At 44.5% G+C, this 12,735-nt stretch carries 9 protein-coding genes and 1 tRNA gene; 1 reads left to right on the plus strand and 9 read right to left on the minus strand.

Annotation, left to right across the window (positions count from 1 at the left end; translation table 11 throughout):
- Entirely contained in the window at window positions 1–2,037 is a 2,037-nt protein-coding gene (gene ftsH / locus HMPREF0663_RS07590) for an ATP-dependent zinc metalloprotease FtsH (protein WP_004369800.1), read from the minus strand.
- Between the two features lie 56 nt (window positions 2,038–2,093).
- Window positions 2,094–2,456 carry a ribosome silencing factor gene (rsfS, locus tag HMPREF0663_RS07595; RefSeq protein WP_004369802.1) on the minus strand — a complete coding sequence of 121 codons (363 nt, stop codon included), beginning with the start codon at window positions 2,454–2,456 and terminating at the stop codon, window positions 2,094–2,096.
- A 175-nt stretch (window positions 2,457–2,631) separates the two neighbouring features.
- Between rsfS and HMPREF0663_RS07600 the strand changes: the two genes are divergently transcribed.
- Window positions 2,632–2,702 (plus strand) — tRNA-Gln (locus tag HMPREF0663_RS07600).
- A gap of 109 nt (window positions 2,703–2,811) precedes the next feature.
- On the opposite strand, the gene HMPREF0663_RS07605 is transcribed toward HMPREF0663_RS07600, so the two are convergent.
- The 7 genes from HMPREF0663_RS07605 to HMPREF0663_RS07635 all read right to left on the minus strand — a co-directional run bounded on the left by HMPREF0663_RS07605 (window position 2,812) and on the right by HMPREF0663_RS07635 (window position 12,450).
- Window positions 2,812–4,680, minus strand: a complete 1,869-nt coding sequence (locus HMPREF0663_RS07605; protein WP_004369804.1) for a DUF349 domain-containing protein — start codon at window positions 4,678–4,680, stop codon at window positions 2,812–2,814.
- Between the two features lie 118 nt (window positions 4,681–4,798).
- Window positions 4,799–5,725 carry a magnesium transporter CorA family protein gene (locus tag HMPREF0663_RS07610; protein WP_004369806.1) on the minus strand — a complete coding sequence of 309 codons (927 nt, stop codon included), beginning with the start codon at window positions 5,723–5,725 and terminating at the stop codon, window positions 4,799–4,801.
- Window positions 5,726–5,935: 210 nt separating this feature from the next.
- The gene (locus tag HMPREF0663_RS07615; protein WP_004369808.1) at window positions 5,936–8,449 is read right to left on the minus strand and encodes a carboxypeptidase-like regulatory domain-containing protein; all 2,514 of its coding nucleotides are present in this window, start codon (window positions 8,447–8,449) and stop codon (window positions 5,936–5,938) included.
- Between the two features lie 11 nt (window positions 8,450–8,460).
- Window positions 8,461–9,099, minus strand: a complete 639-nt coding sequence (locus HMPREF0663_RS07620) for a DUF4974 domain-containing protein (RefSeq protein ID WP_004369810.1) — start codon at window positions 9,097–9,099, stop codon at window positions 8,461–8,463.
- Complete coding sequence (locus HMPREF0663_RS07625; RefSeq protein WP_004369812.1) at window positions 9,083–9,592, minus strand: sigma-70 family RNA polymerase sigma factor; 510 nt, start codon at window positions 9,590–9,592, stop codon at window positions 9,083–9,085. The genes HMPREF0663_RS07620 and HMPREF0663_RS07625 overlap by 17 nt, the downstream gene beginning before the upstream one ends.
- A gap of 248 nt (window positions 9,593–9,840) precedes the next feature.
- The gene (locus HMPREF0663_RS07630) at window positions 9,841–11,298 is read right to left on the minus strand and encodes an aminoacyl-histidine dipeptidase (protein WP_004369815.1); all 1,458 of its coding nucleotides are present in this window, start codon (window positions 11,296–11,298) and stop codon (window positions 9,841–9,843) included.
- A gap of 147 nt (window positions 11,299–11,445) precedes the next feature.
- Window positions 11,446–12,450 (minus strand): lysylphosphatidylglycerol synthase transmembrane domain-containing protein, encoded by a 1,005-nt coding sequence (locus HMPREF0663_RS07635; RefSeq protein ID WP_004369817.1) that lies wholly within the window; start codon window positions 12,448–12,450, stop codon window positions 11,446–11,448.
- Window positions 12,451–12,735: the final 285 nt, after the last annotated feature.

Below are 12,735 nucleotides of genomic sequence, written 5' to 3' on the forward strand. Positions count from 1 at the left end.
TTAATTTTCTTTGTTTTCGGTTTCTTTTTTCATCTTGTCATGAGCTTCCATGGCCTCTTTCACTTCCGGAAGTTCTTTCACTTTATCGTCTCTTAGTTTGGCATTGTCATCGAATATTTCCTGTGAACGGCTCACCCAAGGGCGCTTTCCGAAGATACGTTCCACATCTTCGGCAAAGATAACCTCACGAGTAATCAGCAAATTGGCAAGTTCTTCGTGCCCCTTTTGGTGTTCGGTAAGTATTCTTTTTGCACGATCATACTGCTCATTGATCATTTTCAACACCTCATCGTCCATGATTTTCGCCGTTGTTTCGGAATAAGGACGTTGGAATTGGTATTCCTGATTGTTGTAATAACAGATGTTGGGCAGTTTATCACTCATGCCAGCATAAGCGATCATGCCGAATGCACTTTTGGTAGCACGTTCGAGATCGTTCATTGCACCGGTCGAAATATGGCCGGTGAAGAGTTCTTCTGCTGCACGACCGCCAAGTAAAGCACACATCTCATCGAGCATTTGTTCCTTGGTTGTTATCTGTCGTTCTTCGGGTAAATACCACGCGGCGCCAAGTGCTTGCCCGCGAGGTACTATAGATACCTTGACAAGAGGGTTGGCATGTTCGCAGAACCAAGAGATTGTAGCGTGCCCGGCTTCATGAATAGCGATGGTACGTTTCTCGGTTGCCGTCATTACTTTTGTCTTCTTTTCGAGCCCGCCGATAATTCTGTCGACGGCATCTAAAAAGTCTTGCTTGCTTACCGTCTTGCTATCGTGCCGTGCAGCGATAAGTGCAGCCTCGTTACATACATTGGCTATATCTGCTCCGGAGAACCCGGGAGTTTGACGAGCCAAGAAATCTATATCCAATGAATTGTCGGTTTTGACGGGCTTCAGATGCACTTGGAAAATCTCTTTTCGTTCTTGCAAGTCGGGTAGGTCTACATTAATCTGGCGATCGAAGCGCCCTGCACGCAATAAAGCCTTATCTAACATATCGGCTCTATTAGTGGCTGCGAGCACGATTACACCACTGTTGGTGCCGAAACCATCCATTTCTGTAAGCAATGCGTTCAGCGTGTTTTCACGCTCATCATTGCCTCCCATCGATGGATTTTTACTACGTGCACGGCCTACGGCATCGATCTCGTCGATGAAAATAATGCATGGAGCTTTTTCTTTTGCTTGATGGAATACGTCTCTGACGCGGCTCGCGCCCACACCGACAAACATTTCAACAAAATCGGAGCCGCTCATTGAGAAGAACGGAACGCCCGCTTCGCCGGCAACGGCCTTGGCAAGAAGTGTCTTACCTGTTCCCGGAGGACCAACCAAGAGGGCTCCCTTGGGGATCTTTCCTCCCAACTCAGTATATTTCTTCGGGTTTTTCAGGAACTCTACAATCTCCTGAACCTCCTGTTTGGCACCGGCTTGTCCGGCAACGTCTTTAAATGTTATGCCAAGATCGTTGCCCTTTTCGTACATTCTTGCCTTACTCTTGCCTACGCTGAATACGCCGCCTCCTGTGGCTCCACCGCCCATACGTCGTAAAAACCACAGTGTAAGAAACAGAATGAATACCCAAGGTAACACGTTAAACAGCAAATGCGTCATGACACTGCTATCTTTGTTATCGTAGCTGAAGTCTACAAGTTTGCCTTGTTGTTGTGCTGAAGTGAGGTATCGTTCCAGTCCATCAACGGAACCGAACTCAACACTGACGTAGGGATTTTGCCCCACCTGTTTGGCATTCATGTGGAAAACATCCTGTATATTCTTCTCTTTAATGTACAATTTCAGTTTACTATCGTTCTTATTAATGACGACACTCTTGGCATATCCTTTGGCTACGTATTGCTTAAACTTGGTGTAGGTGGCTATCTGACTGCCGCCTCCGCCGGCCAAGGAGTCGCCATTTCCCATGTAAAAGAGAACAAGGGCGATGATAATTGCGATGCCATAAAACCAGTTCATGTTGAACCGAGGCATCTTAGGTTGCTCTTCGTTATTGTTAAAATGATTGTTGTTTTTGTCCATAATTCGATAAAAATGTTTATTATGGCTTACATTCAAAAGCTATGCCAATTATTTTTTTATTCCTCTGAATTAGGAATTCTCGTCAGTTTGGCGTCTTGCCAAAGGTTCTCCAAATCATAAAAAGTACGGATTTCCGGTTGAAATATGTGTACAAGCACATCTACATAGTCTAAGGCTACCCACTGGTTATTGCCCAAACCTGCCACATTTACCGGCTTTTCTCCGGTATCCTGTCTTACCGTGTCGCCTACGGATTCGGTAATAGCCTCTACTTGTGTAGGCGAATTTCCCTGACAAATAATAAAATAGTTGGCAATGGTGCCATCGATACCTTGTAGGTCTACGATGGTTATATCTTGTCCCTTCTTCTCTTGTATCCCCTTGGTAATTGTCTTAACCAATAGCTTTATTTGTTCCATTGATTTTTTAATGATCTACATATTAATATGCTACAAAGTTACAGTTAATTATCGGAATTTCGCGAAAAGCTATCCCTTATTTGCGTTTTTTGGGGTAAAAAAGTAGAGAAAACCATTGCCAATTCAAAAAAAAGAGCTAACTTTGCACTGCAAATCAGAAGGATTTGTTCTTAATTGGGATATGGTGTAATGGTAACACTACAGATTCTGGTCCTGTCATTCTTGGTTCGAGTCCGAGTATCCCAACTAAAGATAAAGAGGTTTCCTAAGGCATGGAGACCTCTTTTGTGTATATGATAACCGGTATAAAAAGAAAAGGTGTGAATACGGAATTCACACCTTTCTTAAAATATACTCATTCTGCATTTTGCCTGTCGATTGCTTTTATTTTTTGTTTTACCAATTCCAAGTCGTCTTTCAATTTCTGAACTTTATGATTCATTTCATCGATTAGGCTGTTTCCTTTCTTGCTTGAGGCATTCAAGAAACCGAGGTTATTCTCGTAAGTCTGTATTTCTTGTTTTAGTTGTTCGTATCTGCGCATCAGTTTCCCTCGCTCGTTGTCGAGTGCATCTTCACCGCGTTTTACTACATTCTTTAAGTTATTTTTAAAGTCGTCGAGACGTTTACGGGAGATGGAGATATGCAGTTTGTCGTATAGCTTGTCGAGTATATCGTGATATTCCTTATATATATTATCTTTATCCTTGAAAGGAACATGCCCTACCTTATTATATTCTTCAACCAAGGCCTGCACTCTTTCTTGGATATCATCTGCGGTATTCTCCGCTAATGCTTTCAGTTGTTCGATAATACTGCGCTTTGTTTCCAAGTTATTTCGCTCTTCACCGCGGGTACCTGCATTGGCTGTATTGCGTGCATTGAAGAAATAATTGCATGCTTCGAGGAAATCGTTCCACAATTGGTCGCCTTGTTTTTTCGGTACAATACCGATAGTTTTCCATTCTTTCTGCAAGGCAATCAATTTATCTGTGGTAGATTTCCAGTCTGTACTGTCTTTCAAAGCGCGGGCTTTCTCTATAAGAGCTTTCTTCTTTTCTGCATTTTCCGCGAATTTCTCCTTCATCTGTTTGAAGTATTCGGCTTTCCGAGTGAAGAAATCATCGCATGCTGCGCGGAAACGTTCGAATATCTTCACGTTCATTTTCTGTGGTGCAAAGCCGATAGTCTTCCATTGCGCCTGTAGTTCAATAATGGCTTTAGTGTGTTTTTCCCAATCGCCCGTACCTTTATTTTCTTCCTTTGCAATGGTTTCTACTTGCTCGCAAAGTGCAGTCTTCTTAGAAAGATTTTCTTCTTCCTGTGAGCGTAGTTGCTCAAAATGCTGCTGATGCCTCTTGTTGATAACGGTAGAAGCGGCTTTAAAGCGTGCCCATATCTGCTCGCGAAGGTCTTTTGCCACCGGTCCAATCTCACGATATTGCTGGTGGAGCTCCTGTAATTGGTGGAAGGCACTAATGATATCGCTCTCATCGGCAAGTTTTTCGGCTGCTTCACAGAGCTTCGTCTTCATTTCGAAGTTCTTCTTGAAGTCGTATTCACGTGCTTCACTGTTAAGTTTCAGCAAATCATAAAACTGTTCTACATACAGCTGATAGTTTCTCCACAGTTCGTTCGCTTTATCTGCCGGCACGTTCTTTATCTCTTTCCATTCTTGTTGCAATGCCTTAAACTCTTGGAAAGACTTGTTTGCTTCATCGGGAGAAGTGGCAATGGACTTAATTTTTTCGATGATTTCGAGCTTCTTTTTCAGGTTTTCTTTCTTCTCCTCTTCCTGTTGAAGGAACAGTTTGGCACGTTTTTCTTTAATGAGTCCCATCTCTGCCTTGAACACTTCTTCGTCTTCATCGGGCATGATTTGGTACTTATCCGGATCGCCGCCAGCATCAAGATATTCTTTCTGTTTGGCGTCTCGTTCGGCTATATGCAGTTTATAGAAAGTAGTTTTCAGCAGATCCAGTTCATCCTTTTTGGGATTTTCATCGTTTCTAACGATTTCTTTCAGGCGCTCTATTACCTCTTGTTTGGTCTTGTACGCCTTAGAAACAGCAACCGACTTGTCCTCACCGCTGTTTTCAGGCTCTTCAGACGGTATGTCGGTAGATTGTTCTTCCTGTATAGGCACAGCATTTGCTACAGCCTCAACCTGCTTATCATCATCTTTTCTTGCCTCTTCTTCTAAGGCATTCTCTTGAAAGTCCATTGTTTTGCCGTTTAAGTTTATGATTTGGGTTTTTCCAAAAGATATATTATAGACTGCAAACTTAAATAAAAAAAACGTAATTACCTAATTAAATAGGCTTTTTTTAATATCCGGATGATTAAAGTAGTCTTTTCGTTCTTAATATCCACCATGAAACTCCAGAGACGACAAACGATATTACCAATGCCATTATAAAGCCGAAGCGGCTGTGCTCCATGCCGTTGATAAGATTCATACCGAATAGGGATGCGATGAGTGTAGGGAACATCATGATGATACTGACCGATGTAAGAGTACGCATAACCGTATTCATATTGTTGTTAATAATGCTCGAATAAGTATCCATGGTAGATTCTAAAATATCGGAATAGATACTGGTTGTCTCGCGTGCCTGCGTCATTTCGATGTTCACATCCTCTATCATATCGGCATCAAGTTCGTCCACCTGCAGCTTGAATTTCAGCTTGGCAAGCAGATTTTCATTACCGCGGATAGAAGTTATGAAGTAGGTGAGCGAGTCTTGCAGACGGCTCAATCCGATCAAACTCTCATTATTTACTTCGTGATCAAGGTTATGCTTGGCTTTTTCTATCAGGTTGTTAATCTGTTTCAACCGCTTAAGATACCATACTGCAGACGACAGGAAGAGGCGGAAAATCATATCCACATAGTCGGTAAAGCCCACGCCTCGTTTCTGTTGATAGCTTACGAAGTCTATCATCATATTGGTTTCGTAGTAGCAAACCGTGATGGTTACGTCGCGTTTATGAATAATACCGATCGGCACGGTGGTATAAGGAGTGCGGCTGCGTATCTCCTTTACGTAAGGAATACGCAAGATAATGAGCATCCATCCGTCATCATATTCGTAACGGGCACGCTCGTCCGTATCGCTTATGTCCGACAGAAAGTAATCCGGTATGGCGAATTTATCTTCCAATTCCTGCTGATCTTCTTCAGTAGGACATGTAACTTGTATCCAGCAGTTAGGCTCCCATTCGTTGATAGCCTTAAGGTTTCCGTTGATATTCCAGTATGTTCTCATAATGATCTTAACCTTCCAAATGAATAAAAATAGGGCATGAAGGCCAGTTACATGAGAATACCGCCTCCATCAATCAGTTCTTATTTTCCGCGTGATAATCGTCCATAAATTCGTTGTGCTTTATGTTTTGCGGTGCAAAAGTAAACATTTTTTATTAAAAAACATCGGCAATAAGCATGTTTTTTCTTATTGCCGATAAATTTTTTCGTGCTATCTGTGTAAGATGGTCGAATTGGTTGTCTTGTCTACTTCTATGTCGTGGTGTTGCGACTTGCGTCCGAAATCGAAGTTATACGAACATTTTACATATATCATCTGTCCCATGTCGTCGTTGAAAATCCGGCGCTTATTAATATAATAAGGTGTAAATACACTTTCATGATAATAGGGATGTATTTCGAATATCCGCTTTACGCCAACTTCGGTGTAGAAACCTTTATGGCTCCACGAGGCCGAAAAGCCGTAGTCGGGGTGTTCTTTGTAAAATCTCATCTGCATTGTCAGCATCTTCGACTGGTAAGTGCAGTAACCCGAAAAGGCGAATTTTCCAAGGAAATACTGCACTTGTGTCCGAAGATGATATTCGGTGTTGCGGGCCGTTCTCATACCTGTATAGATATATCTCACGCCCTTTACGCCCATCAACAGTTGCAACGATTTGTTCAACAGTGTCATGGTTCCTCTTACACCAAGACTGAATGAATGAAGATTACCGTCGGAAGCGAACGAATGGATGAGAGTATTTCCTTCGGGATAGTATGCTTCTTTCATTATGTTATAAATCCCCTCGTAATCTAATTCGGTACGAAGAGAGAAGTCATCCAGCCCGAGCATATAGTATAAACCGCTCGATAAAAAGACTATTTTGCCCAGTTCAGGATTGCCTCTTAGCGTTTCATATCGGTTTATGGGTTGCTCGAGTTCGCTTGTGGTAGACGGATCGGGATAGTTATTTCCTAAATATAGTACGTTCGTAAGGTTGCTTTTACTGTCTAATTGGTATTTTATGCGGTAAGCAGCCCGTGAAGATAAGTGGCTTTGGCGATGGTTCTGCGTGCCCCATGTGGCAATGGAAAGACCGAGAGGACGTAGCATAACGCTCAGTTTTTTACCGAAAGTCTGGCTGTATTCGGGGAATATAAGCGTTTCGGACGAATAAAGAAGTTGATTCGATACGGTGGTTCCCGTGTAATAGTTGCGGTATCTGCTATAAACCTCGAGAACAGAAAGCGAGAATACATTGTTATGTTTGAACGCTTTGGTATAGTTTATCCAAAAAGAACTATTTAAGGATAATTCTCTTGTTTGCGACGAAATGGCATATCCTCCCGTCTCTCTGTAAGCTGTATTCAAGTGGTTGTTACCTATGGTAATGCCTGCATCGATGTTCAATTGCTGGCTTTTGGGTAAAATGAGTTGTGCATACACGCCTGCCGAATATTTTATATTCCGGCTGTCGTCCGTTGCTATAGATGCCTCATTGTTATCGATCGCACCTGTATAACGTATGTTCTCTGCCGTATGGTACAGCGGGATACGCTTCCAAACCAGCCCTATGTTGCCGCTTATGGTGAGGCTGTCGCTCCGATAGGCGATATTCAGCTGACCGTAAGGTGTTGTTTCTTTAATGTGCGCTTTTTGCTGTTCGGTGGCTTTGTCGTAGCTTATAGCGGTATTGAAGTGTTCTTGTTTCTCCTCATGATGCCGGCGCTGGTTGTTGTAATCGGTACCTGTAATGAAGCTGTATCTCATTCTTTTGCGGTCGAGCGACAGCTGTGTGGAGTAATGACCTTGGCTGTATAGAAATCGGGTGTCGCTTTTCAGTGCCACATATCCGCCGTAGTCGTAGTGTCGCATGATGATATTGAGTACTTCTTCCTTACCTGCAAATTTGCCTTGCGGTTGGTCTATGTATTCCACACGCAGTATGTCTTTCGGTCTGAGGCGCTCTATTTCTTCCTTATCTACAGGGCGATCGTCGATACAAAGCGTCAGACTGCGGCAACTGGCACTCTTTATATCGCCCGTCATACGGTTTACATCCAGCTGTGGAATCATCATGTTGGCCAGCAATCCGATACCTGAATTGGTAGCATTTCGCTGTTTACTGTTGGGAAGATATACATCTTTGTCGAGTTTTACGATATGGTTCTTACTCTTTACCACCACTTCACCGATATGAGCGATCGTGCTTGGGAGTTCTATCTGCCCTATGTCGCCCACTTCGCAGTGGCGGTAAATGGTTTCATAGCCTATGCATGATATTCTTATAACGACTTTTCCGGGCTTTACAGGTATCACGAAGCGCCCGTCTTCATTGCTCACGCCGCTGTTTACCGGTACGCTGTCGGTCGCATTAGTTACCGTAATGTTGGCATATTTTACGGGGTTCTTCTTTTTATCCACTATTCGTCCCGTAAGTTTTGTTTTCTCTTTCTGCAAACATTCTATAAAGATAAGGCTGTCGGCAGTACTTATCGAGACCGGATAAAAGCCCACTGCTTGGCGTATGGCATCGGGAATGCTGCTCCGGTAGATATGTTTAGATACTACAAAGTCTTCCAGTTCGTCGTATATGAAACTGATGCGGTACTGTTGCGAGGCGCGGTTCAGGTCGATAAGCACGTCGGATAAAGGTTTGTTACGGTAGGTGCGATTAACGATTTGTGCACCGATAACTGCCGGCAGGGTGCATAGTAAGAGTATCGTAAGGTACTTTTTCATAGTTCAACGGTTTATTCTACGGCAATCGTGCGGTCGTTCAACTGCAGGTTCACATGCCGGAAATGGTTAAGAACATCTACCACTTGTTCTACGCTGTCTGCCATGTTCCACTCGTAGAAGAGGCGAAGTTTGCGTGCAGATGCATTGTTGTAAACCACTTTCACATTATAATATTGTGCCATTTCGCCGAGCATATCTTCCAAAGGTGTATTCTCGAATGTTTTCGCTGCCACGTGTTCACGGTGTTGCATCGTGCTGTCTGCCATGTTGTTCGTGCCGGTTGGGGGTGTTGCATGCTGCTCCTGCTGTGCCGTTGTGGTAGACCGGCGGGCGCTTTTGCCGATAGGTAATACGATGGCAGCTACTGCCAATCCCGATACTAGGCACACGATGGCGGCGACAGCCGCCGTCTTTCGGCGTTTTGTACGGCCGGTTCGGGCGAAGTACATACGCTCGAAACGGCGCCATTCCTGCTCGGTCGATACCGTTGCATGTTGCATCTTGTGCCTGATATAGGCACGTTTTGTCTTTACCATCGTATCGTAAAGGGCACGATATTCATCGTCGCGAAGCATTTCCTGTAACTGTCTGTCGGTGTAAAGCTCGGGATGCTCCGTCATGTGGAGTAATAAATCAATCTTTTTCATCATCTGTATAGGGGCTAAAGTGGGTACGAAGTTTGCGTATAGCTTGTGCAAGATGCTTATATACAGCGGTACGACTGATGCCCGTTTCGGCAGCAATTTCGTGGTAACGCAGTCCGTGCGAGAAACGCAGATGCACGATGTTGCGCGTTTGGGGCGTCAGTTCGCGGTCTATATAGGCCAGCATTTCGTCGAGTTGCCGCCCTTCCTGTTCGGGCGGAGTGATATCTGCAGCGGTGTCGAGCGGCAGCAGTCTGCGCATGCGCTCTGCTGTTTTCTTGCGACTGATTATATTCATACACTTGTTGCGCACGCAGACAAGAAGAAAATTTCCGGCACTCTTTTCGTACAAGGGGGTACTGCTTTCGAGCATATCGGCAAACACTTCGCTTGCTGCATCGCGGCTCTCGTCCTCATCATGCAGTAATGTCATCGCCAAAAGGTACATCTTTTGGTAATGTGTATGGAAGAGATGTTCTATTTCTTTCTTATTCCGCATGTATTATTATCTTTCTTATAATACAGACAAAGCGTGTTTTTGCTAACCCCCGATGATATGAAAAATAGATTTATTTTACTTTTTTTCGATGATTGCACGGCACGACTATAGAATTTAGAACATAGGAGTATCGCTCATAGGCATGCCGTGTAATGGGCGTATGGCGTATATGTAATGCAGAAAGGCACGGGTATGGCTGTGCATTCCGTGCCTTTCTTCGGGTGTTGCATGCACTGTTATGCTGCGGTTTACTTTGCAGGTACGTCTTCAAGAACCTTTTTCATCAGTTCCCAGAACGGTGCTATAGTGCTTATGAGGCAACGCTCCGTGGTGGTATGAGGGCTGCGGATGGTGGGACCGAGCGACACTACGTCTAAGTTAGGATACTTGCCTAAGATGATCGAACACTCCAGTCCGGCATGGTCTACCTGCACGATAGCGTCTTCATGGAACAGTTCTTTGTAGGTTTTAAGTAACTGATGAAGTATTTCGCTGTCGGGGTTAGGATCCCAACCTCCATAACTTCCCGCCGTTGTAACCTTCATGCCGGCCATGTTGAAGCAGCTTTCGAGCGTCTTCACTATATAATCTTTCATGTCTTCACGCGAGCTTCGTGCCAGTATTTTGACCGTTGCCTTGCCGTTCTCTATATCTATAATGGCGAGATTAGATGAGGTTTCCACTACTTCGGGATAGGAGGGAATCATACGAACCACACCGTTATGGCAGGCATATATGGCATCTATCAGGTTGTCTTGTATCTCCGCGGGCACTTCGGTCTTGGGTGTATCTACTTCTTCCGCATAAAATTCCACCGTATTTTCTATGCCCTTGAACTCGTCGATGAAGTCTTCTTTCCAATCGTCAATGAGTTCTTTCACGCTCTGTACGTTCTCTTTAGGCATGGTAAGCACCACTTCTGCCTTGAACGGAATGGCGTTGCGCATGTTTCCGCCGTGCCATGTAGCGAGCCTTGCCTCGCATTCTTCGACGGCTTCGCGCACGAAACGTACCATAAGTTTGTTGGCATTGGCGCGGCCTTCGTGTATCTCTAAGCCCGAATGACCGCCACGCAGCCCCTTTAGAGTTACCTTTAAAGCGGCGTCTTCCTTATCTGTTTCGGCCTCTTTATAGTCGAGTTCCGCCGTTACATCTATGCCTCCGGCGCTTCCGATGACAAACTTACCCCATGTTTCCGAGTCAAGGTTCATCAGTATATCGCCATTCAGTTCGCCTACAGGTAAGTCATTAGCGCCATACATGCCCGTTTCTTCATCGGCAGTGATAACGGCTTCTATCGGTCCGTGCCTAAGGTCTTTGGCTTCCATCACCGCCATTATGGCGGCAACCCCTATGCCATCGTCGGCTCCGAGTGTGGTATTGCGGGCTTTTACCCACTCTCCGTCAATGTAAGGTTCTATGGGATCCGTCTCAAAGTTGTGCTTGCTTTCGGGCGACTTCTGCGGTACCATGTCCATATGTGCCTGCAGTAAGATCGTTTTTCGGCCTTCCATGCCTGCTGTAGCGGGCTTCTTCATCACGATGTTGTTACCTGAATCTTTGAAAGCCTGTACACCTGCCTGCTTTGCAAAGTCGAGTAAAAACTGCTGTATCTTATCCAAATGTCCGGAAGGACGTGGAACTTGCGTCAGCGCATAGAAGTTGCGCCAGATACATTCGGGCTTAAGATTTCTGATTTCGCTCATAGTTGTTGGTTTTAGGGGAGCGGGGAGTGAGGAACGGGGAGTATGAATTAATGCTTTCCGGCCTCTGTACGGTTCTTCATTCTTTGGCTCCTGTGTTAAACATTTATGTGGATTGTAACTTCTGCAAATAACTAATTTTTTCTTTTGCTATACAGTTTGCATGCTTTTTTCCGTCCGTTTTCGTGTCATAGAGAGTGCTATCCACGCATATACACCGAGCGCTACAACGAGCAAGGTCTGTATGGAATGTACGATAAGCACGAAGTAAAGGGCATCTGTTTCGGCTATGCCGTAGAGAATGAGCATGGTTTTAACGGCGAAATGCCATGGGCCTGCGCCGTTCGGAGTGGGCACAATCACCGCGATGCTGCCCACTATAAAGGTGACTAATGCACAAGATATGCTTAGATGAGAGGTTGCCTCGAAGCAGAAAAAGGTAAGGTAATAGTGTATAAAGTAGCTTCCCCAGATGGCTAAAGTAAAGAAAATAAAGAGCGGAATGTTCTTTATATTCCTTAAAGAGGCAATGCCTTGCCACAGTCCTTGCAGCGTATTCTTCACCTTATTATATAATGAGAGCCTGCGGAGCAGGTAAACTATCAGGCCTATAGCGGCAGTACCGCAGGCTAAGGTAACGATGTAACCGGTGGTAGTAAACCTATGTAAGATCGAATCCATGCTTGTTCCGGTCTTCTGGAAGAAGGTTGTAAAGACGCTGAACTGTGAAAGAAAGGTCAGTGCAGCAATCAACAACACGAGCAAGGAGTCGATGGCACGCTCGGTAACCACGGTGCCCAGCGCCTTCGGAAACGACACGTTGTCGTAACGTTTGAGCACTCCGCAACGGGCAAACTCGCCTATTCGAGGGATTAGGAGGCTCACCGCGTAGGAAAGAAAGATAGAATTGATGCGCACGGATGCACGGGAGTGTTCGCCTACAGGTTCCAATGTCTGGCGCCACCTCCAGCCTCTGAACATCTGAGCCAGTATGCCGAACGGGAACGAAAGCAGCATCCACGTCCAGTTCATCTCATGAAGAAGCACGTATTCTATGCGCTTAAAGTCGAACCCTCGATACATCCAATAGAGGATAATGCCTCCGAAAAGCAGTGAAAGTCCTATTTTTAAGGCATTATTCGCTATATTCTTCATTTGCGGTACTTGCTTTATATTCTTGCAAAGTTAATGTAATTTAGGCGTAATGCCAAAAATATATCGGGCTTTTTCTGCGTGTTTTCGTCCCGTTTCGTTGACATGTATCAATAAAAAGGCCATATTCCGGCCTTTTTATTTCATATTGTTTGCGCACACAGAAATATGTTGTACCTTTGCAACGTCAAAAGAATAATAAGGATAACAAGTAAAAGAAAGGTAATTAGATTATGGTAACATTAATGGTATTTGCCGTTGTAGCAATCATGATTGCACAGGCTATCA

This window comes from Hoylesella oralis ATCC 33269 (assembly GCF_000185145.2).
In the GTDB taxonomy this organism is placed as follows: domain Bacteria; phylum Bacteroidota; class Bacteroidia; order Bacteroidales; family Bacteroidaceae; genus Prevotella; species Prevotella phocaeensis.